The sequence below is a fragment of the Marivita sp. NO-S04 genome (genome assembly GCF_059070475.1).
Genome location: NZ_CM180980.1, coordinates 1,527,479 through 1,552,695, shown reverse-complemented (window position 1 = coordinate 1,552,695; position 25,217 = coordinate 1,527,479). Strand labels below are relative to the sequence as shown.

Annotated in this window: 26 protein-coding genes; 17 read left to right on the top strand and 9 right to left on the bottom strand. The window is 59.5% G+C overall.

Translation table 11 applies throughout. The annotated features are described in order from the left end of the window. The first annotated feature begins 105 nt into the window (after positions 1-105). The 12 genes from ACK3EW_RS08210 (at position 106) to gluQRS (ending at position 11,594) form a co-directional block, all read left to right on the top strand. Positions 106-279, top strand: coding sequence for a hypothetical protein (locus ACK3EW_RS08210; RefSeq protein WP_439120427.1), 174 nt, complete (start codon positions 106-108; stop codon positions 277-279). Positions 280-348: 69 nt separating this feature from the next. Further along, positions 349-1,920, top strand: a complete 1,572-nt coding sequence (guaA, locus tag ACK3EW_RS08205; RefSeq protein ID WP_439120426.1) for a glutamine-hydrolyzing GMP synthase — start codon at positions 349-351, stop codon at positions 1,918-1,920. Beyond that, the gene (locus tag ACK3EW_RS08200; protein WP_493809187.1) at positions 1,917-2,534 is read left to right on the top strand and encodes an SH3 domain-containing protein; all 618 of its coding nucleotides are present in this window, start codon (positions 1,917-1,919) and stop codon (positions 2,532-2,534) included. The genes guaA and ACK3EW_RS08200 overlap by 4 nt, the downstream gene beginning before the upstream one ends. A 44-nt stretch (positions 2,535-2,578) precedes the next feature. Continuing rightward, positions 2,579-3,436, top strand: a complete 858-nt coding sequence (locus ACK3EW_RS08195; RefSeq protein WP_493809706.1) for a DMT family transporter — start codon at positions 2,579-2,581, stop codon at positions 3,434-3,436. A gap of 123 nt (positions 3,437-3,559) precedes the next feature. After that, complete coding sequence (locus ACK3EW_RS08190) at positions 3,560-4,885, top strand: outer membrane protein transport protein (protein ID WP_493809186.1); 1,326 nt, start codon at positions 3,560-3,562, stop codon at positions 4,883-4,885. A gap of 156 nt (positions 4,886-5,041) precedes the next feature. After that, on the top strand, positions 5,042-5,908 hold the full coding sequence (locus tag ACK3EW_RS08185) for an ATPase (protein ID WP_493809705.1): 867 nt from the start codon (positions 5,042-5,044) through the stop codon (positions 5,906-5,908). Between the two features lie 3 nt (positions 5,909-5,911). Next, a complete protein-coding gene (locus ACK3EW_RS08180) occupies positions 5,912-6,856 on the top strand; it encodes a homoserine O-succinyltransferase (RefSeq protein WP_493809185.1) in 945 nt (314 codons plus the stop codon). A gap of 24 nt (positions 6,857-6,880) precedes the next feature. Further along, the gene (locus ACK3EW_RS08175) at positions 6,881-7,819 is read left to right on the top strand and encodes an alpha/beta fold hydrolase (RefSeq protein ID WP_493809704.1); all 939 of its coding nucleotides are present in this window, start codon (positions 6,881-6,883) and stop codon (positions 7,817-7,819) included. A gap of 52 nt (positions 7,820-7,871) precedes the next feature. Continuing rightward, entirely contained in the window at positions 7,872-8,741 is an 870-nt protein-coding gene (gene ppk2, locus ACK3EW_RS08170; protein WP_493809184.1) for a polyphosphate kinase 2, read from the top strand. Then, complete coding sequence (locus ACK3EW_RS08165) at positions 8,734-9,351, top strand: TetR/AcrR family transcriptional regulator (protein WP_085630059.1); 618 nt, start codon at positions 8,734-8,736, stop codon at positions 9,349-9,351. Before ppk2 ends, ACK3EW_RS08165 begins: the two co-directional genes overlap by 8 nt. 36 nt (positions 9,352-9,387) lie before the next feature. Beyond that, complete coding sequence (gene trmFO, locus ACK3EW_RS08160; RefSeq protein ID WP_493809183.1) at positions 9,388-10,749, top strand: methylenetetrahydrofolate--tRNA-(uracil(54)-C(5))-methyltransferase (FADH(2)-oxidizing) TrmFO; 1,362 nt, start codon at positions 9,388-9,390, stop codon at positions 10,747-10,749. Beyond that, on the top strand, positions 10,710-11,594 hold the full coding sequence (gluQRS, locus tag ACK3EW_RS08155) for a tRNA glutamyl-Q(34) synthetase GluQRS (RefSeq protein WP_493809182.1): 885 nt from the start codon (positions 10,710-10,712) through the stop codon (positions 11,592-11,594). The genes trmFO and gluQRS overlap by 40 nt, the downstream gene beginning before the upstream one ends. Before the next feature lie 37 nt (positions 11,595-11,631). Here the strand turns inward: gluQRS and hisI are convergent, their stop codons facing one another. Beyond that, the gene (gene hisI, locus ACK3EW_RS08150) at positions 11,632-11,994 is read right to left on the bottom strand and encodes a phosphoribosyl-AMP cyclohydrolase (protein WP_493809181.1); all 363 of its coding nucleotides are present in this window, start codon (positions 11,992-11,994) and stop codon (positions 11,632-11,634) included. 68 nt (positions 11,995-12,062) lie between these two features. Here hisI and ACK3EW_RS08145 point away from each other — a divergent pair, with 68 nt between their 5' ends. Then, positions 12,063-12,515 carry an iron-sulfur cluster assembly scaffold protein gene (locus tag ACK3EW_RS08145; RefSeq protein ID WP_493809180.1) on the top strand — a complete coding sequence of 151 codons (453 nt, stop codon included), beginning with the start codon at positions 12,063-12,065 and terminating at the stop codon, positions 12,513-12,515. A 186-nt stretch (positions 12,516-12,701) separates the two neighbouring features. Here ACK3EW_RS08145 and ACK3EW_RS08140 read toward each other — a convergent pair whose 3' ends face one another. The 5 genes from ACK3EW_RS08140 to sciP form a co-directional block, all read right to left on the bottom strand. Further along, positions 12,702-12,836, bottom strand: a complete 135-nt coding sequence (locus ACK3EW_RS08140; protein WP_439120415.1) for a hypothetical protein — start codon at positions 12,834-12,836, stop codon at positions 12,702-12,704. 86 nt (positions 12,837-12,922) lie between these two features. Continuing rightward, on the bottom strand, positions 12,923-15,013 hold the full coding sequence (recG, locus tag ACK3EW_RS08135; RefSeq protein ID WP_493809179.1) for an ATP-dependent DNA helicase RecG: 2,091 nt from the start codon (positions 15,011-15,013) through the stop codon (positions 12,923-12,925). After that, positions 15,010-17,133, bottom strand: a complete 2,124-nt coding sequence (ligA, locus tag ACK3EW_RS08130; RefSeq protein WP_493809178.1) for an NAD-dependent DNA ligase LigA — start codon at positions 17,131-17,133, stop codon at positions 15,010-15,012. The genes recG and ligA overlap by 4 nt, the downstream gene beginning before the upstream one ends. A 157-nt stretch (positions 17,134-17,290) precedes the next feature. Then, positions 17,291-18,001 carry a response regulator transcription factor CtrA gene (gene ctrA / locus ACK3EW_RS08125; RefSeq protein ID WP_085630073.1) on the bottom strand — a complete coding sequence of 237 codons (711 nt, stop codon included), beginning with the start codon at positions 17,999-18,001 and terminating at the stop codon, positions 17,291-17,293. A 117-nt stretch (positions 18,002-18,118) separates the two neighbouring features. After that, positions 18,119-18,391: a CtrA inhibitor SciP gene (gene sciP / locus ACK3EW_RS08120; protein ID WP_493809177.1), complete on the bottom strand. Its 273-nt coding sequence runs from the start codon at positions 18,389-18,391 to the stop codon at positions 18,119-18,121. A gap of 145 nt (positions 18,392-18,536) precedes the next feature. Here sciP and mnmA point away from each other — a divergent pair, with 145 nt between their 5' ends. Beyond that, positions 18,537-19,676 (top strand): tRNA 2-thiouridine(34) synthase MnmA, encoded by a 1,140-nt coding sequence (gene mnmA / locus ACK3EW_RS08115; RefSeq protein ID WP_439120412.1) that lies wholly within the window; start codon positions 18,537-18,539, stop codon positions 19,674-19,676. A 69-nt stretch (positions 19,677-19,745) separates the two neighbouring features. Next, on the top strand, positions 19,746-21,545 hold the full coding sequence (locus ACK3EW_RS08110) for a glycosyltransferase (protein ID WP_493809176.1): 1,800 nt from the start codon (positions 19,746-19,748) through the stop codon (positions 21,543-21,545). A gap of 6 nt (positions 21,546-21,551) precedes the next feature. Here the strand turns inward: ACK3EW_RS08110 and ACK3EW_RS08105 are convergent, their stop codons facing one another. From ACK3EW_RS08105 to ACK3EW_RS08095, 3 genes are read right to left on the bottom strand one after another with little or no spacing between them, the layout of a single operon-like run. Continuing rightward, positions 21,552-22,217 carry an alpha/beta hydrolase gene (locus ACK3EW_RS08105; RefSeq protein WP_439120410.1) on the bottom strand — a complete coding sequence of 222 codons (666 nt, stop codon included), beginning with the start codon at positions 22,215-22,217 and terminating at the stop codon, positions 21,552-21,554. After that, entirely contained in the window at positions 22,214-22,843 is a 630-nt protein-coding gene (locus ACK3EW_RS08100) for a DNA-3-methyladenine glycosylase family protein (RefSeq protein WP_493809175.1), read from the bottom strand. The genes ACK3EW_RS08105 and ACK3EW_RS08100 overlap by 4 nt, the downstream gene beginning before the upstream one ends. Then, positions 22,828-23,568, bottom strand: a complete 741-nt coding sequence (locus tag ACK3EW_RS08095) for a precorrin-6A/cobalt-precorrin-6A reductase (RefSeq protein WP_493809174.1) — start codon at positions 23,566-23,568, stop codon at positions 22,828-22,830. Before ACK3EW_RS08095 ends, ACK3EW_RS08100 begins: the two co-directional genes overlap by 16 nt. A gap of 89 nt (positions 23,569-23,657) precedes the next feature. On the opposite strand from ACK3EW_RS08095, the gene ACK3EW_RS08090 reads away from it, so the two are divergent. Continuing rightward, positions 23,658-24,896, top strand: a complete 1,239-nt coding sequence (locus ACK3EW_RS08090; protein ID WP_493809173.1) for an MFS transporter — start codon at positions 23,658-23,660, stop codon at positions 24,894-24,896. Between the two features lie 78 nt (positions 24,897-24,974). Then, the gene (locus tag ACK3EW_RS08085; RefSeq protein ID WP_493809172.1) at positions 24,975-25,217 is read left to right on the top strand and encodes a hypothetical protein; all 243 of its coding nucleotides are present in this window, start codon (positions 24,975-24,977) and stop codon (positions 25,215-25,217) included.

The window sequence follows — 25,217 nt, the reverse complement described above, 5'->3', positions numbered from 1 at the left end:
TCTTGTCCGTTGCGAAAGCGACATTTGACAAGGCAACCAGCGACGTCAAGGGAACCTGTCCGGTTTGATACGGGTTGACCGGTCAAACCATGACAGGAGACCCCAATGACCTATGCCCCGAAAAAGACCGCCGCGATGGTGTTGGTTTTATGTGCCGGTTTGGCGCTGGCCCTTACGGGGTTCAGCGGCGTCATCATCCCGTTCGGCATTGCGATTGTGATGTGTTTTCTGGTCTGGATTGTCGGCGCCTATGCCGTCCACCGCATCTACGCCCCCTGATGATCCGACACGCGCACAGAAGCGCATCGGCAATATTGCCATTTTCCATGGCTCTGCCTATCAGGAGCCATGAACACAGCAGAACACGACCGTCTTCTTATCATCGACTTCGGCAGTCAGGTCACGCAGCTGATTGCGCGTCGCCTGCGCGAGCTGAATGTCTATTGCGAAATTCATCCGTACCAGAAGGTGACGGATGCGTTCCTGACCGAATTCGCCCCCAAAGCGATCATCTTTTCCGGTGGCCCGGACAGCGTGATGCGCGAAGGCAGCCCGCGCCCGCCGAAAAAGGCCTACGAGATGGGCGTGCCGATTCTTGGCATCTGTTATGGCCAGCAGGTCATGATGCAGGATCTGGGCGGCAAAGTAGAAGCAGGCGAACACGCAACCGCTGAATTCGGCCGCGCCTATGTCACCCCGTCTGAAACCCGCAGCGACCTTTTGGCAGGTTGGTTCATGGACGGCTCTGGCCGTGAACAGGTCTGGATGAGCCATGGCGACCATGTGTCTGAAATCGCTCCAGGTTTTGACGTTCTGGGCACCTCGCCCGGCGCACCGTTTGCAATCACCGCTGACACCGACCGCAGGTTCTATGCCGTGCAGTTCCACCCCGAGGTGCACCACACGCCCAACGGCAAGACGCTCTACCAGAATTTCGTGCAACTCGCGGGTTTTACCGGCGACTGGACGATGGGAGCCTACCGCGAAGAAGCGATCCGCAAGATCAAGGACCAGGTCGGCGACAAACCTGTGATCTGCGCCCTGTCCGGCGGCGTAGACAGTTCGGTCGCGGCGGCGTTGCTGCACGACGCGATTGGCGACCAGTTGACCTGCGTGTTCGTCGATCACGGCTTGCTGCGCATGAACGAGGCCGAGGAAGTGGTTGCGATGTTCCGCGATCACATGAACCTGCGGGTCATCCATGCACAGGAACAAGAGCTTTTCTTGGGTGAACTTGACGGCGTAAGCGACCCAGAAACAAAAAGAAAAATCATTGGCCGTCTGTTTATTGACGTGTTCCAGAAATACGCGAACCAGATCGAAGGCGCGGAATTCCTCGCCCAAGGCACGCTTTACCCTGATGTTATCGAGTCGGTCAGCTTTAGCGGTGGCCCGTCGGTAACGATCAAGAGTCACCACAATGTCGGCGGTCTACCGGAAAAGATGGGCCTCAAACTGGTTGAACCGTTGCGCGAACTGTTCAAGGACGAGGTGCGCGCGCTGGGGCGTGAACTGGGCCTGCCCGACAGCTTTATCGGGCGTCACCCATTCCCCGGCCCCGGCCTTGCCATCCGCTGCCCCGGAGAGATCACCCGCGAAAAGCTCGAGATTCTGCGCAAGGCCGATGCGGTCTATATCGACCAGATTCGCAAGCACGGCCTCTATGACGAGATCTGGCAGGCCTTTGTCGCCATCTTGCCGGTGCGCACCGTTGGCGTGATGGGCGACGGGCGTACATATGATTACGCTTGCGCCCTGCGGGCCGTGACCTCGGTTGATGGCATGACAGCGGATTACTATCCGTTCGAGCATGATTTCCTTGGCGAAACCGCCACGCGGATCATCAACGAAGTCAAAGGCATCAACCGCGTGACCTATGACATCACCTCAAAGCCCCCGGGAACGATCGAGTGGGAATGATCCGCGCCAGCCTGATCACATTAGCGCTTGGCCTGCCCACACTGGCGCAGGCAGAACCGTCGTATCATCGCGTCGTCGGTGTTGCGATTGATGATGTACTGAACGTGCGCTCCGAACCCTCGGGCAGCAGCGCGGATATCGGCGATCTGGCCTATAACGCGCGGCGGATCGAAGCGTTCGAATTCGACGCAACAGGCAACTGGGCACGCATTGCGCTGAACGAACGCGACGGCTGGGTCGCCACCCGTTTCCTCACGCGCGACGAGGTTCCAACTCTGGGCAACACGACAGTGCCGCAAGGCCTGATCTGTGGCGGAACAGAACCGTTCTGGGCCTTGGGCCTTTATGGCGATGACGCACGGTATTCGCACCCGGTGGATGGCGACACGGATTTCGCCTTTGACAGCATCATCACCGCAGAGGGCCGTCTGGGCAGCCCGGCGCTTGTGACACTGGCCACCGAGGACAGCCGTGTGATCGAGGCGACGATCACGGGCGCGACCTGCTTTGACGGGATGAGCGACCGCTCTTTCGGTTGGGCCATTACGATGCAGTTGATCGCGCCTGGCCAACGTCGGTTCTTGTCGGGCTGCTGTCAGCTGCCGCGTGACTAGATGATCTACCCGACAGTTACCGCGACGGGACGGCCAACGTGACCATGTCCCCCACAATCCGCGCCTGCCTTTGGATGATCGGTGCCATCGTGTCGTTCACCTCCATGGCCGTCGCTGGCCGGGCTGTCAGTCTTGATCTCGATACATTCGAAATCATGATGTACCGAAGTCTGATCGGAATGGTCATCGTGATCACCATCGCAAGCGTCGCAGGCACCCTTCGCGAGGTGCGCGCGCAAAAGCTTGGCCTGCATTTCATTCGCAATGTCAGTCACTTCGCCGGACAAAACTTGTGGTTCTACTCGATCACCGTGATTCCCTTGGCGCAGGTCTTTGCGCTGGAATTCACCTCGCCGCTATGGGTCATGCTGATGGCACCGTTCGTGCTAGGTGAACGGCTGACCAAATCGCAAGCCATCGCAGCGGTGATCGGGTTCATCGGTATTCTGATCGTCACACGCCCCAGCCCGGACACGTTTCATTTCGGACTGGTCACTGCCGCACTGGCTGCCATCGGTTTTGCCGGGTCAGCGGTGTTCACGCGCAAATTGACCCGGACCGAATCCATCACCTGCATTCTGTTCTACCTCACGGTGATGCAAGCCGTCTTAGGCCTTGGTTTCGCTGGATATGACGGCGATATCGCCCTGCCGACCGCCGCCAATCTGCCTTGGGTCGTCGTGATTGCCGTCGCCGGATTGGTCGCACATTTCTGCCTCACCACAGCGCTGTCACTGGCCCCTGCCACCATCGTGATGCCCATCGACTTCACCAGATTGCCGGTGATCGCCATCGTTGGAGTGCTGCTTTATGCAGAACCTCTGGACCCGTTTGTGCTGATCGGCGCTGCCCTGATTTTCGCTGCGAACTACTACAACATCTGGTCTTCGACCCGCGCGTAACAAGAATGTAACGCTACGGCACAACATCGCCGCTGACGTATGGTCAAAATTGACCCTGTGTCAGCCAGTTGGGTACGAAATTTGCAGAGGAGACAGCAATAATCTCAAGGGATGAGGGTCCAAATGATGAGACTTATGACAAGCGCGATGGCGCTTGCCGTCGCAACAGGCGCGGCACATGCGGGCGGCATTGAACGCTCAAACAATGATTACGGGTTTCTGTTCACCACAAACGATCAGCTTCAGCTTAGCTTTTCGCATGTGATGCCGGAACTGTCGGGCAAATACACACCCGAGCTCACGGCAGCAGGCGGCGGCGAAAGCAGCACCGGCAACATGCTGACCGACTACAGCAACTACAGCCTGGCCTATAAAAACGACTTCACCGAGAAGTTGAGCTTTGGCATGTACGTGAACAACCCCTACGGCGCGGGCGCGGAATACACCCAAGGTGTCTATGCCGGGCTGACCGCCGATTGGGACAGCGACCAGGTCGCACTGGTGGGCAAGTACCGCGTCTCCGACCGCGTGTCGGTCTTTGGTGGTGCGCGCTATGTCGAAAGCCAAGCGGACATCACGATCCCGGATCTTCTCGTGCGCAGCTCGGTGGGCCGCAACGCCCAAGGGCTGGGGGCACAAGCGCAAGCCTTGGGTGCCGAAGCTCAGGCGCTTGGCGCTCAGGCACAAGCTGCAGGCGCTGCCGGTGATCTGGCCACCGCTCAAGAGCTTGGTGCACAGGCGCAGGTGCTGGGGGCTCAGGCACAGGCTTTGGGTGTAGAGGCGCAGACACTCGGTGCCGCCGCACAGAATTTCGGCACGTCGATGGAGTACAACGCCAGCGGCAGCCGCGTCGGTGACTGGGGTGCAATCCTTGGCGTGGCTTACGAGATCCCCGACATCGCTTTGCGCGTCGCTTTGTCGTGGCAAAGTGAAATCACCCACACGTTCAGCACCGCGGAAACCATTGCCGGCCTCGGTATCGACGCCACTGGCGGCGACACCAAGGTGACCATGCCTCAGGCTGTGGCGCTCGACTTTCAGACCGGGATCGCACCAGGAACCCTGCTCTTTGGTCAGGTCAAATGGGTCGAATGGTCGAAGTGGGAAGTCCGGACACCAGAATACGAAGGTGTGACCGGCGGTAATGTGACCAGCTTCGAAAACGACCGCACCACGTGGAAGCTCGGCATCGGCCGCGCCTTCTCGGAAGACCTGTCAGGCTTTGTTCAGGTCTCCTACGAGGCACAGAACGGCGACACCGTGTCCCGACTTGCCCCGCGCGATGGCTTCGTAAGCCTTGGCGTCGGTGGCCAGTACAAAATGGACAACATGACCCTTCGTGGTGGTCTCGAATACGCATGGATCGGTGAGGCCGAGGATGCGTCGGGCGTGAAGTTCGAAGACAACACTGCTTTGGGTGTTGGTCTCTCGCTGACCGTCGACTTTTAAAAGGCAGCACCAGATTTAAACGGTAACGCCTTAAAGAGTAGCCCCGTCGGACCCATGTCCGGCGGGGTTTATCATGCGCGCAGCCACAAGCGTTTGACGCTCCCCCGTCACACCGTTAATTCCAAGCGACGGATTATGGGACATGGAACAGCGCAGATGATTTACTCCTCCGCACAGGATTGGCATGACGCGCCGCATAAACGTGTCGTGCTGTTTGCCATGTCAGGCTTGGGCAAGACCCATATTTCCAACCTGTTGCGCGACACGGGCGACTGGTTCCACTACTCAATCGATTACCGCATCGGCACCCGCTATATGGGCGAATACATCGCCGATAACGCCAAGCGCGAGGCGATGAAGGTGCCGTTTCTGCGGGAATTGCTGATGTCGGATTCGATCTATATCGGATCGAATATCAGCTTCCACAACCTTGCCCCCGTGTCGGCCTATCTTGGCAAACCCGGCGATCCGTCGCGCGGCGGCATGCCCGTCGACGAGTACCGCAAACGGCAGGATCAGTTCCGCCGCGCAGAAATGGCCGCCCTGCTCGACACCGGCTATTTCATCGACCGCGCCATGGACCTGTACAGGTATCCGCATTTCGTTTGTGATACCGGCGGGTCGATCTGCGAATGGGTCGATCCCGAAGACCCCAACGATCCGATCATGGCCGAACTGTCGAAACACGCGCTTCTGGTCTGGATCAAAGGCGATGCCGCGCATACTGCGGAATTGATCCGCCGCTTTGACAAAGCGCCGAAACCGATGGCCTATCAGCCCGAGTTTCTGACCCGCGTTTGGGATCAATATCTGAGTGAAAACAACCTTGAACCAAACGATGTTGATCCAGACAGCTTTATCCGCTGGACCTATGCGCAGGCCCTTGCACACAGGCAACCGCGCTACCAGATGATGGCCGACCGCTGGGGTCTCACGATCGACGCGCATGATCTGATGGCCGACGCCTCGCCCGCCAATTTCGATGCGTTGATCGCAAGCGCACTAGACCAGAAAAGACCGTAAGCCATGCCGATCAAACTGCCCAACAACTTACCCGCCTATGACGTGCTGAAGCGCGAAGGCGTGATGGTGATTCCAGACGAGCTGGCCAGCCAACAGGACATCCGCCCACTGCGGATCGCACTGCTCAACCTGATGCCCAAGAAAATCCAGACGGAAAACCAGTTTGCCCGGCTGATTGGGGCAACGCCTCTGCAGATCGAATTCAACCTGATCCGCATGTCCGAACATCAGACCAAGAACACCGCGGCCGAACATATGGAAAGCTTTTACCGCCCATTTGCCGAGGTAGCAGACAGCGGCGAAAAGTTCGACGGGCTCATCATCACCGGTGCGCCCATCGAACATTTACCCTTTGAGGAAGTGACTTACTGGGAAGAGTTAACCCAAGTCATGAACTGGACCCAGACCAATGTGCATTCCACCTTTGGCGTGTGCTGGGGTGGCATGGCAATGATCAATCACTTCCACGGCGTGCCCAAGATCGACCTGCCACAAAAGGCATTCGGCTGTATCCGGCACCGCAATCTCGTCCCGGCGTCACCCTATCTGCGTGGATTTTCCGACGACATGGTGATCCCGGTCAGCCGCTGGACAGAAATCCGTCGCGACGATGTCATCGACGCGGGTCTGCCGATCCTGATCGACAGCTCTGAGACCGGGCCCTGTCTTGTCGAAGACCCGGAGCACCGAGCGCTTTATGTGTTCAACCACTTCGAGTATGACAGCAACACGCTCAAGGACGAATACGACCGTGACGTGGAAAATGGCACACCGATCAACGTGCCTGCCAATTATTACCCCGACAACGACCCCAGCAAACCGCCACAGAACCGCTGGCGCAGCCATGCCCATCTTCTCTATGGCAATTGGGTGTCAGAGATCTACCTGACAACTCCGTTCGACATCGAGCAGATCGGCGCCGCAAGCACGGATCTGCGCAACAGGTAGGAGGTCGGTTTGGCGTTAAAAGGAATGGGCGTGCTGCTTGGATGCGCAGCCGCTTTGGTGCTGACAACGGCCTGTACAGCCAGCTACCGCGAAACCAAGGCGGAAGAGCAGTTTCCGCCGCTTGGTCAATTCCTGACCGTCAATGGCACGCAGGTACATTACGTCACCAAGGGCACAGGACCAGATATCGTGCTGATCCACGGGGCCAGCGGCAACCTGCGCGATTTCACCTTTTCGCTGGTCGACAAACTGGCCGACCGTTACCGTGTCACGGCGTTTGACCGTCCTGGTTTGGGCTATACTGAACGCGTCAATCCCGAAGGCACCACCCTGATTGAACAGGCGACCTTGCTGGCGGATGCGTCTGACCAACTTGGCCTGCAAAATCCAATGGTTCTGGGGCAAAGCTACGGTGGCGCCGTGGCGCTCGCATGGGCTGTGGAGCGCCCGGACAGCCTGTCCGCGCTGATCCTCCTCGCTGCTGCATCCAACCCGTGGACCAGCGATCTGAGCTTGTTCTACAAGATCACGTCCAGCGACCTGGGCAGCGCAATTGTGGTGCCCGCCCTGACCGCCTTTGTGCCCAACCCCGTGGTCGACAGCGCCATCGAAGGCGTCTTTGCCCCGCAGAAAGAACCCGAAGGATATGCGGAATATATCGGCGCGCCCTTGACTCTGCGTCGCGACACGATGCGCGCCAACGCGATGCAGCGCGCGAATTTGCTGAATGAGATCAAAGCCCTTCACACCCGCTATGGCACCATCACCGTGCCAACCGAGATTGTCCACGGCGACGCAGACACCACTGTCGGCCTGTCGATCCATTCGATTCCCCTGTCACAGCAGATCAAAGGCGCGACCCTGACCGTGCTCGAAGGTATCGGCCACATGCCGCACCATGCCGCCGAACCCGATGTCATCGCCGCCATTGATCGCGCGGCACAACGTGCGGGTTTGCGTTAATCGCATTAAAATCCCATATTCAAAGAAGAGCAGACGAAAGAAAGGGGCCCGCATGGACCTTCCCTTTGATGGTGCAATCAGCGCCTTCTTCACCGACACCGCGCCAGACAACATCCGCAATGCGATCAAACGCGCGGACAAGGACGATATACTGAACCCCGATTACCCCTATTCCGAACGCATGCCGCGCAAGGCATACGAAAAGGACCTTGCTGCGTTGCAGATCGAACTGGTCAAGATGACAGCTTGGGCGAAAGACTCCGGCACCCGCATCGCCATCGTTTTCGAAGGTCGCGATGCTGCCGGAAAAGGCGGGACAATCAAACGCTTCCGTGAAAACCTTAATCCACGTGGCGCGCATGTTGTGGCATTGTCAAAGCCCTCGGAAACCGAAGCGACGCAGTGGTATTTCCAACGCTACGTCGATCATCTTCCTGCCGCGGGCACCGTCACGTTCTTTGACCGAAGCTGGTACAACCGCGCCGTGGTCGAACATGTCTTTGACTTCTGCACGCCCGAACAACGCATCCATTTCTTCCGCCAAGCCCCTAATTTTGAAAAGATGTTGGTGGATGATGGCATCAAGCTCTTCAAGATTTGGCTGAATGTCGGTCGCGGCGAACAATTGCGGCGTTTCCTCGATCGGGAAAGCGATCCGCTCAAGCAATGGAAACTCAGCTGGATCGACGTTGAAGGCCTCAAGAAATGGGATGCCTACAGCGACGCAATCAAGGAAACCTTTGCCAAGACCCATTCCGACCAAGCACCCTGGACCATCGTGCGCTCAGACGACAAACGCCGCGCCCGGATCAATGCGATCCGCAGCGTGCTGACGCAGCTCGACTACAGCCAAAAGGACCTTAAGGCGCTAGGTCAGGTGGACCCGAAAGTCTGCGGTGGACCGGACATCTGGGATGGCTAAACGCGGCTATCATCACGGCAATTTGCGGCAGGCCCTTGTTGATGCAGCGCTCGAGCTGATCACCGAAAAAGGTCCAACGGGCTTTACCCTGTCGGAAGCCGCAAAACAGGCGGGCGTCACACCCGCTGCCGTGTACCGCCATTTCGAAGGCCGCGAAGACCTGATCGCCGAAGCGGCTCTCCAGGGCTACGAGATCTTTGCCGACGTGATGCAATACGCCTATGACAGCGGCCAACCCTCAGCACTGGCCGCGTTCGAGGCGACAGGCCGCGCATACTTAGCTTTTGCGCGAAAATACCCCGGCCATTATATTGCTATGTTTGAAAGTGGCATTTCGGTGAACCGCACACCCGATCTTGCCGCAGCCTCTGGCCGCGCCCGGGCCGTTCTCGAACGCGCGGCCGAAGACCTGTCGCAGCACATTCCACCGGAAAAACGCCCACCCGCCTCTATGTTTTCGGCACATATCTGGGCGCTGAGCCACGGTGTGGTCGAGCTGTTCGCCCGCAACTCGCCAGGCACCACCTCGCCGTTTCCACCCGAAGAGCTGCTGGAAACTGGCATTGGCGTATACCTTCGCGGTTTGGGCCTAATTGCCCCCGATCAGTGACGTGACAAACCCACCGCGACGGATTACATCCGCCCCATGACACAAGAACTCCACATCGTCGGCGGCGGAATGGCCGGATCCGAAGCAGCCTGGCAAGCCGCACATCGCGGCGTGCAGGTCGTGATTCACGAAATGCGCCCCAAGGTCGAAACATTCGCCCACAAGACCGGCGATCTGGGCGAGATGGTCTGCTCCAACTCATTCCGCTCGGACGACCATGAACAGAACGCCGTAGGCCTGCTACATTGGGAAATGCGCGAGGCTGGTGGGCTGATCATCGACACGGCGCACCAACACCGCCTGCCTGCAGGTGGCGCTTTGGCAGTGGACCGTGACGCCTTCAGCGCAGAGATCACACGCCGCCTGCACGCACATCCAAATATTCGCGTAAGCCATGAGGAAATCACCGAACTTCCCAGCGAAGGTCACTGGATTTTCGCCACCGGCCCGCTGACCAGTGCAGCTTTGGGTCAGGCGATCCAGTCTGAGACCGGCACCGACCGGCTCGCGTTTTTCGACGCGATCGCCCCCATCGTGTATTTCGACAGCATCGACATGAGCAAGGCGTGGCTCCAGTCGCGTTACGACAAGGGCGAGACCGAAGAAGAACAGCGCGCCTATATCAACTGCCCGATGGACAAGGCGCAATACGAGGCGTTCATCGACGCGCTTCTGGCAGCCGACAAGACCGAATTTCACGAGGGCGAGACCGCTGGGTATTTCGACGGCTGCCTGCCCATCGAAGTGATGGCCGAACGCGGTCGCGAAACCCTGCGCCACGGGCCGATGAAGCCAGTTGGCCTGACCAACCCGCACCAGCCCGATGTGAAAGCATGGGCCGTCGTCCAACTGCGCCGCGACAATGCTCTTGGCACGCTCTACAACATCGTCGGCTTCCAAACAAAGATGAAGTATGGCGCGCAAACCGATGTTTTCAAAATGATTCCAGGCCTTGAGAGCGCCAGCTTTGCACGTCTCGGCGGCATCCATCGCAACACGTTCCTCAACAGCCCGACGCTGCTTGACGACCAGATGCGCCTGCGCTCCAAACCGAATATTCGTTTCGCAGGCCAGGTGACAGGTGTCGAAGGGTATGTCGAATCCTCGGCCATGGGCCTTTTGGCGGGACGCATGGCCGCGGCCGAAATAACGGGCGCAGCGTTGCCCACCGTTCCACAGGACTCCGCCCATGGCGCCCTGATCCACCACATCACGGGTGGCGCAGATGCCAAGACCTTCCAACCAATGAACGTCAATTTTGGCCTCTTCCGTCCGGTCGATGGCCTCAAAGGCGGGCGGCGGGGTCGCAAGGATCGCTACAAGGCCTATACCGACCGCGCCAAAGCGGCATGGTCCGAATGGCTGGCCGCACAGGACACCGCAAAAGCAGCCGAATAGCGGTGTTCACAACACGCTTCGCCCCAAGCCCAACAGGCCAGCTTCATCTCGGCCATGCCTATTCCGCCTTGCTGGCCTACGACATGGCACAGGCAGCAAGTGGGCGTTTTCTGCTTCGGATCGAAGACACCGACACGGCGCGATGTACCCCCGCTTTTGAAGCACAGATTTACGATGATCTGGCATGGCTGGGTCTGACATGGGAAACGCCCGTACTACGCCAATCCAACAACACAGCTGCCTATGACGCCGCCATTACGCATTTGGGCAACCTTGGGCTGCTTTATCCCTGTTGCTGCACCCGCAGCGATATCCGCAGCGCTGCGTCTGCCCCACAGGAAGGCGCACCGATGCACGGTCCAGACGGGCTGATCTATCCCGGCACCTGCCGCAATCGCTCCTGGGAAGACCGCAAAGACAGCGACGCGGTTCGCTTGAACATCGCGCGCGCGCTCGATCAACTCAGCACCCTTCCAGCTTACACCGAAACCGGTATTCATCCCGCATTAAGGTTAACGCGTGCGCATTTCATTGAAAGCGTCGGTGACGTCGTTCTGGCCCGCCGCGACACGAAAACCGCCGCCTACCATCTGAGCGTGGTGGTTGATGATGCGGCCCAGTGCATCACCCATGTGATCCGCGGAGAAGACCTTGCTACCGCCACACCGATTCATGTTTTGCTGCAGGCGCTGCTGGGGTGTGAGACGCCGATCTACCTCCACCACCGCCTGATCCGCGACGAAGACGGAAAACGCCTTGCCAAGCGCGACGATGCCCGGGCGATCGCGCTCTATCGCCGCGAGGGCGCCAGTCCGCAGGATATTCGTCGAATGGTTGGGCTCTAGCCCCCTGCTGCTTCTTCTTTTTCTAAATATGCCAAAGCTACGCCAGCATCGGCGCCATGATCTCCACTTCTGCGCCATCTTGCACTTCGGTATAAAAGCATGAGCGTCGATTGGTGTGGCACGCCGGTCCGGTCTGATTGACCGTCACCAACAGACAGTCCCGATCGCAATCGACCCTGAACGCCACCAATTCCTGCACATGGCCTGAACTTTCGCCTTTGACCCAGAACGCCTTGCGCGACCGAGACCAATAAGTAACCCTGCCTGTCGCCAGCGTTTTGGTCACTGCTTCGGCGTTCATCCATGCCATCATCAAAACCTCGCCGCTTGCCGCATCCTGGGCAATCGCTGGGATCAGGCCCGCGTCGTTATAGACCAAAGTCGCAGGATCAAAGCTCATTGGGAAAAACCTTTTTGCATCCGCCGTTTGGTCCCCTATCTATGGGGTGAACGGCGAAAGGGAAAGCCATGTCCGGCGACACCGATCTGATCAAACTTTATTCTGCACGCATTCTCGAACTGGCGGCGGACATCCCGCATCATGCGCGGCTCGACGCACCCGGTGCGACGGTCAAGAAACGGTCGCCGCTTTGCGGTTCGACCGTCACAGTGGACCTGACGCTGGAAAACGGCACCGTCAGCGCGTTTGGCCAAGACGTCAAAGCCTGCGCTTTGGGTCAAGCAGCGGCGTCAGTTGTGGGCGGCGCGGTCGTCGGGACACCCCCTGATCAGATCACCAAGGCCCGCGATGAATTGCGTGTCATGCTCAAGGAAGACGGCCCCACACCCTCTGCCCCTTTTGACGGGCTTGAGGTGTTGCGACCGGCGGTGGCGTTCAAGAACCGCCATGCCTCGATCCTACTGACGCTTGAGGCTGCCGCCGATGCAGTGACACAGCTTGCAGAAACCCAAAGCGCCTGATTTCCAAAATTTTATCACCCAATAAAAAAACCGCCGCACTTCGAAAGAAGGCGGCGGTAAAGTGACGTGTTCGTTGGGGGCCATCAATGCTCTGAAGGCAGGCAGCCTACTGGGACAGGTGCATCAGTTGGGACAGGATGCGGATGAGCAATCAGGCAAAACACGCAGGCAGAAAAAGATAACAGGTCAGACAAGAACCGGCAGATGCAGCGCCGCAACCAACATCACCACCAAAGACATGGCCCCAAGCGCATCCTGAACAAGCGGCGCATTGGTCTGGGCCTTTACGGCGTGAAGCGAGGTTTTGATCCGGTGCATCATGGTTAAGTCCTCCTTGTTGCCTCTTTGTTCTCATATCCTTTACCCGATGTAAAGAACTTAATGAGAACATTTGAGAACAAAATTGGTTAACCCACCGAAATCAGCTGAATCGCCTGATCCTGTTTCATCAGGTACAACAGCGCCCGCGCGGCCTTGCCCCGATCCGATGTAAGCGCCGGATCATCCAGCAAAAGCTTTCGCGCATCATCCTGCGCCATAGCCATCAAACTGGCCTGTCGCTCAAGATCGGCGATCTGAAACCGCGGCAATCCCGACTGCGCGGTGCCCAGAACATCGCCCGCACCGCGCATCTCAAGATCGACCTCGGAAATGCGAAACCCATCTTCGGTTTCCCGCAGGGTCGTCAACCGTTTGAGCCCGGTCTCGGATAGCGGCGGCTGGTAAAGCAACAGGCAGGTCGAGGCCGCAGCCCCACGGCCCACGCGTCCGCGCAGCTGATGCAACTGCGCCAGACCGAATGTCTCAGCCCGTTCGATCACCATGATCGACGCGTTGGGCACGTTTACACCAACTTCGATCACCGTGGTCGCCACCAGCACACCCGTCTGCCCCGACACGAAACGCGCCATCGCCGCGTCTTTCTCGGCCGGCGGCATTTGGCCGTGCACAAGCCCAACCACCCCTTCGCCCAAAGCCGCCCGCAACCGTTTGAACCGCGCTTCGGCGGCCATGAGATCGGACACTTCGCTTTCTTCCACCAAGGGGCAGACCCAGTACGCCTGTCGCCCTTCGGCCACAGCCTGGCGCAACCGTTCGACCACGCCGTCCATCTGTTCGTTGGACAACAGTGCGGTTTTCACGGGCGTTCGTCCCGGTGGCTTTTCGTCAAGAATCGACACGTCCATGTCGCCGTACTGCGATAGCGCAAGGGACCGAGGGATCGGCGTTGCCGTCATCACCAACACGTCCACCGCCATGCCTTTGCGCCCCAGCTCAAGCCGTTGCCGCACACCAAAGCGGTGCTGTTCGTCGATGATGGCCAAGCGCAGATCGGAAAACGTCACATCCTTCTGGAATACCGCATGAGTGCCCACGAGAATCTGGATATCGCCCCGCGCCAGCGCCGCCAGCTTGGCCTTGCGTTCGCTTCCCTTGTCACGCCCGGTCAGCAGTTCGAGGACAACACCCGCGTCCTCGGCCAAAGGCTGCAATCCCTCAAGGTGTTGACGCGCGAGGATTTCCGTGGGCGCCATCATCACGCCCTGCCCGCCCGCTTCGACCACTGTGAGCAGCGCCATGAAGGCAACCAGCGTTTTGCCAGACCCGACATCGCCCTGTAGCAACCGGTTCATCCGATGCGGGCTGGCCATGTCGTCGGTGATCTCGTCGATCGCGCGCATCTGGGCACCGGTCGGCCTGTAGGGCAGCGCGGTCATCACCTTGTGCCGCAGTTTGCCATTGCCAGAGGTCTCGACCCCCGGTTTCGCACGCCGCTGCGCACGGGCCAAAGCCAACGTCAACTGATGCGCCATCAGCTCGTCATAGGCCAAACGCCGCCGCGCCGGGCTGTCCAGTGACAATGCGCCCATGCCCTGCGGCGCGTGCGCCATTTCCATCGCAGCGTTCCAGCCTGGCCAGTCTTCCCGCTCCATCAAACGTGGGTCGATCCATTCGGCAAGGTCCGGTGCACGAGACAGCGCATCGGTCGCGGCCTTGACCATCGTCTTTTGCGTGACCCCGGCAGTCAGCGGATAGACCGGCTCGAACGGCAAAAGACTGTCGGCCTCATCGGGCATCAACACATGGTCAGGATGCACCATCTGTGCCATCCCGTCGAAGAATTCGACCTTGCCTGACACGATCCGCCGGGCTCCGAAAGGCAGGATTTTCGCCACGTAATCGCCGCGCGCATGGAAAAACACGATCTGAAAGTCGATTTGCGCATCCTCGACCTGAACGCGATAGGCGCCACCCTTGTTTCGCGGCGGGCGGTGTGCGCCGATTTGCACTTCGACAGTCAGGGTCGCAGGCAAATCCGCCCCCTGCACCGTGTCGCAAAGCCGCCTGTCGACCACCGAATGCGGCAGCGTATACAGCAGGTCGCGGGGCACCTCGATGCCCATATGGCCCAAGGTTTCAGCAGTTTTCGGGCCGACACCCTTAAGTCCGCTCAGCGCGCCAAAAAGCGGAAACAGGATTTCCGGCCTACCGCTCATGCGCCCTCGATCAGGTCAAACCAGCCGTCTTCATCGATGATCTGCACCCCGAGATCACGCGCCTTGGTTTCCTTGGATCCGGCCCCCGGCCCGGCGACCAGAAGATCGGTTTTCGCGGAGACCGAGCCCGACACCTTGGCCCCCAGCGATTCCGCCCGGGCCTTGGCCTCTGCCCGCGTCATGCGTTCCAGAGTGCCTGTGAAGACAACCGTTTTGCCCGCGACAGGGCTGCCCTCGGTGCGGGGGCGTTCGGCCTCTTGCACGGTCAAATGCGCAACCAAACGGTTAATCGAGGCGCGTTCGGCCTCTTGCGCAAAGCTGTTGACCAATGAGTTGGCGACGACCGTTCCGATGCCGTCGATGCCGATCAGGCCCGCCCAAGCCTCGCCTTCTGGATCGTGCGCGGCGTCGATGGCGGTTTGGAACGCGTCCCATGTGCCATAGGACCGTGCAAGAAGGTTCGCGACCACCTCGCCCACATGGCGGATACCAAGGGAAAAAATCAGGCGTCCCAACGGGATGCTGCGTTTCTCGTCAATGGCATCAAAGAGGTTCTGCGCGGATTTTTCGCCCCAGCCCTCGCGGTTCTTGAGCTGCTGCATCCCGCTGCCATAGCGGTGGCGGAGGGCGAAGATGTCTGCGGGTTCCTTGATCCAGCCATCGGTGTAGAACTGTTCGACCTGCTTTGCGCCCAGACCTTCGATGTCGAACGCAGCGCGCGAGACGAAGTGTTTGAGCTTTTCAACGGCTTGTGCGGGGCAGATCAGGCCTCCAGAGCAGCGTCGTACGGCATCGCCTTCTTCGCGGATCGCCTCAGAGCCACACTCGGGGCAAAGTTTCGGAAATTCATAAGGTTGCGCGGTGTCAGGACGTTGGTCGAGATCCACATCCGCCACTTTCGGGATCACGTCACCTGCACGGTAGACCTGTACCCAATCGCCCACGCGAATGTCCTTGCCGCCGCGGATCGGCGCGCCATTGGCGTCGCGACCGGCGATGTAATCTTCGTTGTGCAATGTGGCGTTCGACACCACGACACCGCCGACCGTGACAGGCGTGAGCCGCGCCACCGGGCTAAGCGCGCCCGTGCGGCCGACCTGAATGTCGATCGCCTCGAGCCGGGTCCACGCCAGTTCGGCTGGAAATTTATGCGCAATCGCCCAGCGGGGCGTGGTGGAGCGGAAACCGAGACGGGACTGATAGCCGAGGTCATCCACCTTGTAGACCACGCCGTCAATGTCATAGCCAAGTGTCGCGCGTTGTGCCTCGATGGCTTTGTAATGCGCGATCATGTCGTCGGGGCCGTTGCAGCGCTGGGTGAGCGGGTTGGTCTGAAACCCGAGTTCTTTCAGACGTTCGATTGCACCCGCCTGCGTGTCGGACAGAGGTGCGCTGAGCGCGCCCCAGGAATAGGCAAAGAACCGCAGCGGGCGATCCTTGGTGATATTGGCATCCAATTGTCGCAAAGATCCGGCGGCCGCGTTGCGCGGGTTGGCAAATGTCTTGGCGCCTTTGGCGCTCTGCCGTGCGTTGAGGTCGGCGAAATCGGCGTGGCTCATATAAACCTCGCCGCGGACTTCTAGAACCGCTGGCGCGTCTTTGAGCGTTGTGGGGATGTCGTCGATGGTGCGCGCATTGGCGGTCACGTTTTCGCCCGTCGCGCCATCGCCACGGGTGGCGGCTTGGATCAGCTTGCCTTCTTCGTAACGCAGGGAAAGCGATAGCCCATCAATCTTGGGCTCTGCCGTGTAGGCCAGCAAGTCGGTGTCAGACAGACCCAGATAGCGCCGGATGCTTTGGTCAAAGCCGGTGATATCCGCATCTTCGAACGCATTGGACAGCGACATCATCCGCACTTCATGGCTCACCTTGGCAAAACCATCAGCCACGGGGGCGCCCACCAGATCGCTGGGGCTGTCGGCTCGTTTCAGGGCGGGGAACCGCGCCTCGATCTCGGCATTACGACGCTTCAGCCCATCATAATCCGCGTCCGACATTTCGGGCGCGTCCTCGGTATGGTAGGCAGTGTTCGCCTCGCCCAGAAGGGTGGCCAGACGTTCCAGCTCGGCTTTCGCGTCCAACTCTGTCAGGTCTTTGACCGCGATGTTCTGCTCTGCCATGTGCCCCCCTTGGCCCTGAACTTGGACAGAGTGATAGGCCCGGGGGTGCACAGCGTCCAGATTTGAAACGACGATTGATGCGACTTCCCGTCGTTCAGGACGGGCGCAGCGGTGATCAGGCGGCACCAAACCAGCCGATCATGGCCTGTGGGGCAGTCTATGCGCCGATGGCCAGACGACCGGGTTCCTCGACCTCGGGATCGCGGAGGACATAGCCCCTGCCCCAGACGGTTTCGATGTGACTGCCATCGCCCGTTGCTTCGGACAGTTTCTTTCGAAGTTTACAGATGAACACGTCGATGATCTTGAGTTCAGGTTCATCCATTCCACCGTAAAGGTGGTTCAGGAACATCTCTTTCGTGAGTGTCGTTCCCTTGCGCAGGCTGAGCAGTTCAAGCATCTGGTATTCCTTGCCTGTCAGATGGACAGCGCTGCCATCGACCTGCACCGTCTTGGCATCCAGATTGACCTCGACCTTGCCGGTGCGGATGATCGACTGGGAATGCCCCTTGGACCTGCGAATAATCGCATGGATGCGCGCGATCAGTTCTTCGCGATGAAATGGTTTGGTCAGGTAATCATCGGCCCCAAAACCAAACCCCTTGATCTTGTCCTCGCTGGCGTCGTTGCCGGACAGGATCAGAATCGGCGTTTCGATCCGCGCAAGGCGCAATTGCCGCAAAACATCAAAGCCATTCATGTCGGGCAGGTTCAGATCGAGAAGGATCAAATCGTAGTCATAAAGCTTGGCCAGATCGATGCCTTCTTCCCCCAAATCGGTGGAATAGACGTTCAGATTGGCATTGCCCAACATCAATTCGATGCTTTTCGACGTCGTCGGGTCATCTTCGACCAAGAGTACGCGCATCCAGTTTCTCCGCAATGTCAGCGTCCGGCATGGATCAGTCTGACCGCAAATAGTTAACCTTAAGTTAGCATCGAAACTTGATCAAAAACAACTTAAGAGTGTATTAAGATACCGTTCTCATCTAAATCGTTGTACTGCGGTCGCCTTCAGCGCATCCCGACCGTGCAGCATTGACGCCGCAATCCAGGCGTCCAGCTCCTCTTCGCTGAGGTCATAACGCGTGAGCGCTTCATTTCGAGAGATCAAGTGATGCACCACGGCGTCCACCACGACAGCCTTGCGCGATGCCACCCAGCGATAGGTATTGGGCGGTGGCAGATCGGCCTGTGACAGGATAGTGCCATCGGCGAGCGTCACAGTCCGCGGGCCATTCGCTTTTTTAAGATACATGTTCCGGCCCTTTCCAAGCCCAGTATTCCTGCTTGGGGCCACCTTCGCGCTAACAGACTTAATGTGACGTGAAGCCAAGGGTTGAGAGTATCTTGGATTTACCTATATTTCGCCCGATCACCCCGACCTGCCCGGAGACACCCCAATGGCACTCGATGCGCCGACCCTAAACTCGCTTGGATTCGCCAAGCCCCCATCGGAGACCCGCGTCGTTGTGGCGATGTCGGGCGGCGTGGACAGTTCGGTTGTCGCGGCGCAACTGGCCGAGGAAGGCTATGATGTCGTTGGGGTGACGCTTCAGCTTTATGATCACGGGGCGGCACTGGCCAAGAAAGGCGCATGCTGCGCCGGGCTCGACATTCACGATGCGCGCCGCGTGGCCGAGGATATGGGCTTTCCGCATTATGTTCTGGATTACGAAAACATCTTCAAGGATGCCGTGATCGACGAATTCGCCGACAGCTATCTGGCAGGCGCGACCCCGGTGCCGTGCATTCGCTGCAACGAACGGGTGAAGTTCAAGGACCTGCTGGAAACCGCCAAGGATCTGGAGGCCGATTGCATGGCGACCGGCCATTACATCCAACGCAAGATGGGCGAACACGGCCCCGAACTGCACAGCGCCGAAGACGCCAACCGCGACCAAAGCTATTTCCTGTTCTCGACCACACCCGAACAGCTGGATTACCTGCGCTTTCCGCTGGGCCATCTTCCATCCAAGGACGCGACCCGTGAACTGGCGGCACGCTATGGCTTGCAGGTGGCGGACAAGCCCGACAGTCAGGACATCTGTTTTGTGCCGAACGGCAATTACGCGCAGGTGATCGAAAAGCTACGCCCCGGTGCGGCGGAACCGGGCGAGATCGTGCATGCCGATGGCCGCGTGCTGGGTACCCATAACGGGGTCATTCATTACACCATCGGACAGCGCCGCGGCCTTGGCATCGGCGGCTTGGAAGAGCCGCTATATGTGGTCAAGCTCGACGTGGACGCCAAGCAGGTGATCGTTGGCCCGAAAGACCTGCTGTCCACCCGCACCATCCCCGTGCGTGAAATCAACTGGCTGGGCGATGCGCCCCTCACCAGCCAGACCGAGTGGCATGTGTCCGTGAAAGTGCGGTCCACACGCCCACCGCGCGAAGCGATCATCCGCCCGCTTTCAGACACCACCGCAGAGGTCGAACTCCTCACCCCGGAAGAAGGCGTATCCCCGGGGCAGGCCTGCGTGTTCTATCAAACCGAAGGCAGTCGCATCCTTGGCGGTGGCTGGATCTGGCGCGGCTGACCGAAAACCATTGCGTCCGGGCCGCGCTTCTTCCACCCTATGAAAGAGCAGAAAAAAGACCCGCCCCCGATGTCCGAGCCTGTCAGCGCCCATGTCATCTGCATCGTGCCCAAGCTGGGCGCGAGCGTGGGCGGTGGCAAGATCAACGCGGTTTTCACGCGGATGAACCTTCTGGCAAACAAAGCCGACACCAAGGTCACGCTTCTTAATCTGCAACACGGCTGCAATCAGAAGATCGCCTTTGCAGAGCTCGTCGCGTCCGGATTGCTGGACTCAAGGATTGCACATCAGTCGATCTACGAACTGTGCGTCTCGCCCCAGACGACACTGCGGGACGGGCCATCCCTGCCTGATTGGGACGACACCCGGTCTCAACGCGGCAGCAAAGAACGCGTTATCTATCTACGAAATGGCGTTCCAGTGATGCGGGACAGCAAAGAACACACTATTGCCGGTGTGCTGACCACCCGGCACCTGCTGACCGCTCCCGAACGTGACATCCGGTTGAAATACCTTGACGACGCGCTGGTCGAAAGCCGCGAAGCCTTTGGCGATGGGTTCGTCGACAAGGTGGCCTTTGTCGGGGGGCACCCCGCTTGCCGCACGCGGCGCGAACACGGCCGGTTGATCGAGGTCGAGTATTTCGGCTTGGGCCAAACCTATTCCGACGAGATCATCCACCACCGTGTTTTGGTGCACCGGTACTTTCCGGAAGATGCGATCGTGTTCATCGACGGTATCACGTCGTCTCATCTTTCCCACCCGATCCCCGCGCGAAAGGTGTTGTTCCTGCACGCCGATCACCGCAACCCAACGGGCAAGATCGTGCCCCGGTCACGTGGCTTGATCGAAGCATTCGACGGTGACGCGATCATCACGGCGACCCATGTCCACAAGCAGCGATTGGATACCGAACTGGCGCACACGACACCGGTGCGGGTGATCCCGCATTATACCGATGCGGCGGCAACACCCGGCGCGCCCCGCAAGGACATCTGCACTGTGTCCCGGTTGGAGTTAACGGGAAAACCGATCCACCAATGTATCGAGGCCTTTGTCCGGATCATGCATCTGATCCCCGACACCAATTACCTGATCTATGGTGCAGGTTTGGGCGAGGCCCGGTTGCAACAGTTGATTGACCACCATGATTGCGGAAACCGGGTGCGATTGATGGGGCATACGGCAAACGCACCCGAGGTGTTCAGCCAAAGCCTGTTTTCCCTTGCACCGACAATGACGGAAGGCTTCGGCTTGGCCCTACTCGAAGCGCTGACCTGCGACTGCCCAGTCATCAGCTATGATGTGGATTACGGCCCGCGCGAGTTGATCCGATCCGGCGAGAATGGCGAATTGGTGCAACCCGGAGATATCGATGCAATCGCAGCGGCCATCCTTAAGGTCCATGCCGACCGCGACCGATATGCGTCAGGCTGTGCCGCGTCAGTGGAGTACTACTCTTTCGACAGATACCGGGACCGCTATCATCAACTGATCGACGATCTGGTGGCAAACCGGTTCTATTTCGATTTATCCGCGCGCGATCTCAAAGGGGAGACGCTGCGCGCGCTGGATAAGGCTCCGGCGCAACACAGGGATCGGTTGCTGGATCTCTATATTCACCAATGCCATCTAAGCCGCGATCTGGGCGGCATGTATGACGGGTTCCGGCAAAAGATCGCGCTGCGCCCGAAAGACCAGCGTCCCATCGTGCGCTGCATCTGGCTTAGCCGTCGGTTGGGGCGCGATGCCGAATGCCGCGCACATCTGGACCTGTTTGCGCAACGGTTTCCGGATCAACACGCGGATTTCGTCGCGCGCTATCCCGACTTCATTGAATTGGCGGATGCTGTGGAAGGTCTGGCGTAAACCCGGTCAGAGGTTGCACTTGTCCCGCATAAAGGCCAGAGCCACCGAAAGGCCGTCGGGCGCGATACCATGCGCGGTGCCCTTCATGATATGGGCATAGACGTCTTCCCAGCCGGCCTTTTGAAGCGCATCAGCGGCCTCGGGCAGCGATTGCGGCGGCACGACATCGTCCTGATCGCCATGCACCAGCAGGATCGGGAACCGGCTTTCGACCTCGTCGGCCAACAACTCGGGCGCCAGCAGACGGCCCGAAAACGCCACCATTCCCGCAATCGGGTCTTCACGACGAGGCGCCACGTGCAACCCCATCATGGTGCCTTGGCTGAAGCCGAACAAAACCACCTGTTCCGGCAACAGGTCCTCATCCACCATCAGCGCATCGAGAAACGCGTTCAGATCATCCACCGCGCGCGCCATGCCCGCCATCGATTCTTCCTCAGAGGAGCCATCAATCCACGGGATCGGGAACCACTGAAATCCGAACGGCGCACCAGCACAGGCTTCGGGCGCATCGGGGGCCACGAACATCGTGTCCGGCAGGTGTTCGCCCAAAGGATCGGCCAGTCCCAAAAGGTCGGCCCCGTTGGCCCCGTAGCCGTGCAGGAACACCACTGCCGAACGGGTTTCCCCGGATACCGCGTCTTTGCGCTCTGCGTTCAACACCCGTGTCATGCGATCCCCTCTCGGTCTTTTGCCACATGGTAGTAGGCCCAGAGCGCACGCGCCGCAACCGATCTCCACGGGCTCCACGCCTCGGCCATCTGGCGCAGCGGTTTTTCCTTGGGCCGTTCGGGCAGATCGAACAAAACCCGGGCACTTTCCTGCAAGGCCAGATCACCGGGTGCGAACACATCGGCACGTCCCAGCGAAAACATCGCGTAGATCTCGGCCGTCCAGATGCCGATGCCGGTAACCGCTGTCAGTGTCTTTATGACCTCGTCATTCGAGGCATGGCGCAGCGCATCATAGTCGATCCCCGCCTCGGCCAAGGCACAAGCATAGCGCGCCTTCTGACGGCTAAGGCCCAGATCGCGCAACCCATCCTGATCAAAGCGCAGCACAGCGTCTGGTGTCACAGCACCTGCATCTTCCAGCTTGGCCCAAATCGCGCGCGCCGATGCGACGCTGACCTGCTGGCTGACAATCGCACTAAGCAGTTGCGCGAACCCGTCAGGCCTGCGGCGTAGGGGCAGTTCTCCGGTCTGCTCCAACGCATGGGCAAAGCGCGGCTCGGTCTTGGCAAGCCAGTCCGCACCTTCGGCCACACAGGCCTCTGTTTCGATCAGGCGTCCAACCAAAGCCGTGTCTCCAACCAGTTCAAAGCGTCATCGACCGACGGCACCACCGGCCCCGCTATGCTACGCGGTCGCGCCACCATGTAGACCGGCAGCCCCAGCGCCCGCGCCGCCGCGATCTTGGGCCAACCGCCCGGCCCTCCTGCATTGCGGGTCAGCACGGCGTCGATCCGAAACCTGCGCATAAGCGCGATTTCCTGCGCCACGGAAAAAGGGGCGGTTCCGTGCAGGTAACGGCCATTGAGCAAGGGAAACGCATCGCGGTGGTCGGTCAATTGCCGCACGAAAAGATACACATGACGCAAAGCACGCAAGTCAGGCAACGCCTGTCGGCCAAGGGTCACAAGAACCCGCGAACCAGAAGGAATGCGGGTCGCTGCCTCTCGTGCGGATCGCAGCGGAATCCACTTGTCGCGGGATGTCCGACGCCATGTCGGGCGCGCGACGGTCAGGCTGTACACACCGGCCTGCGCCGCAACGCGCGCGCCCAACTGCAAAGACGCGGCATCACAGGGATGTGGTGCCAGAACAAGCGCATCCGCTGTCTGGGCAAGCTCTGACAGTGTCGCATGATCCGATGCGCCCTGCCCGGTCACCCGATCGCGGGCAGGCAACCACAGCCGTGATCTGCCGCCCAGCCGCATCGCCAGATCACGCGCTTCGGCTGATCCGCCAAGGATCACCACCTGCCCATGCCGGGCGGAATTGGAGCCGTCAAAATCCCTCATCGGCAATCGCTTACAAAACCACGGGACAAAGCGCCACGGAGCGTTGCGCACACTTGCAGGAAATTGAATTTGGACCTACGGCTGCTGTCATGAGCACAGTTGACCACGCCACCCCCGACGACGCCACAGAAAACCGCCGCGCCAAGCGCAACGTGTTTGTTCTGGTCTTGGCCCAAGCCATCTTGGGCGCACAGATGCCGATGCTTTTCACGGTGGGTGGTTTGGCGGGGCAATCGCTGGCGTCGAACATCTGCTTTGCGACTCTGCCGATTTCGCTGATCGTTCTGGGGTCAATGACAACCGCGACGCCGATCTCGGCCTTCATGCAGAAATACGGCCGCCGCGCCGGGTTCGCTGTGGGGGCGTTAGGCGGTGCTTTGGGCGGGGCCATCGGGGCATACGGGCTTTACATCGCATCCTTCCCGGTCTTTCTCTTGGGCAGTTTCCTGACAGGTATCTACATGTCGGCGCAGGGGTTTTACCGCTTTGCCGCCGCCGACACCGCCACAGATGAATACCGCCCCAAAGCGATTTCCTATGTTATGGCAGGCGGATTGGCCGCCGCCATCCTAGGCCCGCAATTGGTGAAAGCCACCGCCGATTGGTATGTCGTACCGTTCCTAGGCACTTACTTTGCGGTGATCGTGCTGAACGTGATCGGATCAACGCTGTTTCTGTTCCTCGACATTCCCAAGCCCAAAGCGCCTCAAGCCGACGATCCCAAGGGCCGCACCCGGATGGAGCTACTCAAGACACCCCGCATCGCCGTCGCCATCATCTGCGCGATGGTCACGTACGCGCTGATGAACCTCGTGATGACGTCGACGCCCTTGGCCGTGGTGGGATGTGGCTACACTGCCAACAACGCCGCCGATATCGTGTCGGCACACGTATTGGCGATGTTCATTCCGTCGTTCTTTACCGGGCATCTGATCGTGCGCTTCGGCGTGGAAAAGATCGTCGCAACAGGCTTGGTAATCCTTGCTGCTGCGGGAGCGGTTGCGCTGCATGGCGTCGCCATTGAGAACTTCTACATCGCTCTGATCCTGCTGGGCTTTGGCTGGAACTTCGGCTTCATCGGAGCCACCGCCATGCTGACCGCCGCACATGAACCGCACGAGCGGGGCCGTGTGCAGGGCATGAATGACGTGCTGGTCTTCGGCGGTGTGACAATGGCCTCACTGGCCTCGGGCGGATTGCTGAACTGCTCGGGCGGCACTCCGGTCGAAGGCTGGAGTGCGGTGAACATGGCCATGGCACCGTTCCTGATGCTGGCGGGTGGATCGTTGATCTGGCTGATGTTCCAGTCGAAAGAGCGCACGGTTTAAGGGTCCGGTCGGGCTTAAGACCTTCTTCAGAGTTTAGGCTCAGATTGACTGGCAGTTTCCACCAGAACGGTGTCTGCCATGCCTCGATGTTTGATCCTCGCCCTGCCCCTGCTCGCCGCCTGCCAGCACTATGACAAAGCCGCGCATTTCGCCGCCGGTGCGGCGGTGTCGCATATCGTGACGCAGGAAACCGGCAACGCGACAGCGGGCTGTCTGGCGGCCATTGGTGTCGGGGTGCTCAAGGAACTGATAGATGACAAGGCCGACCCGGCGGATATCGTGGCGACGGGGTTGGGATGCAGCCTGGCGCTGGCGTTTTGA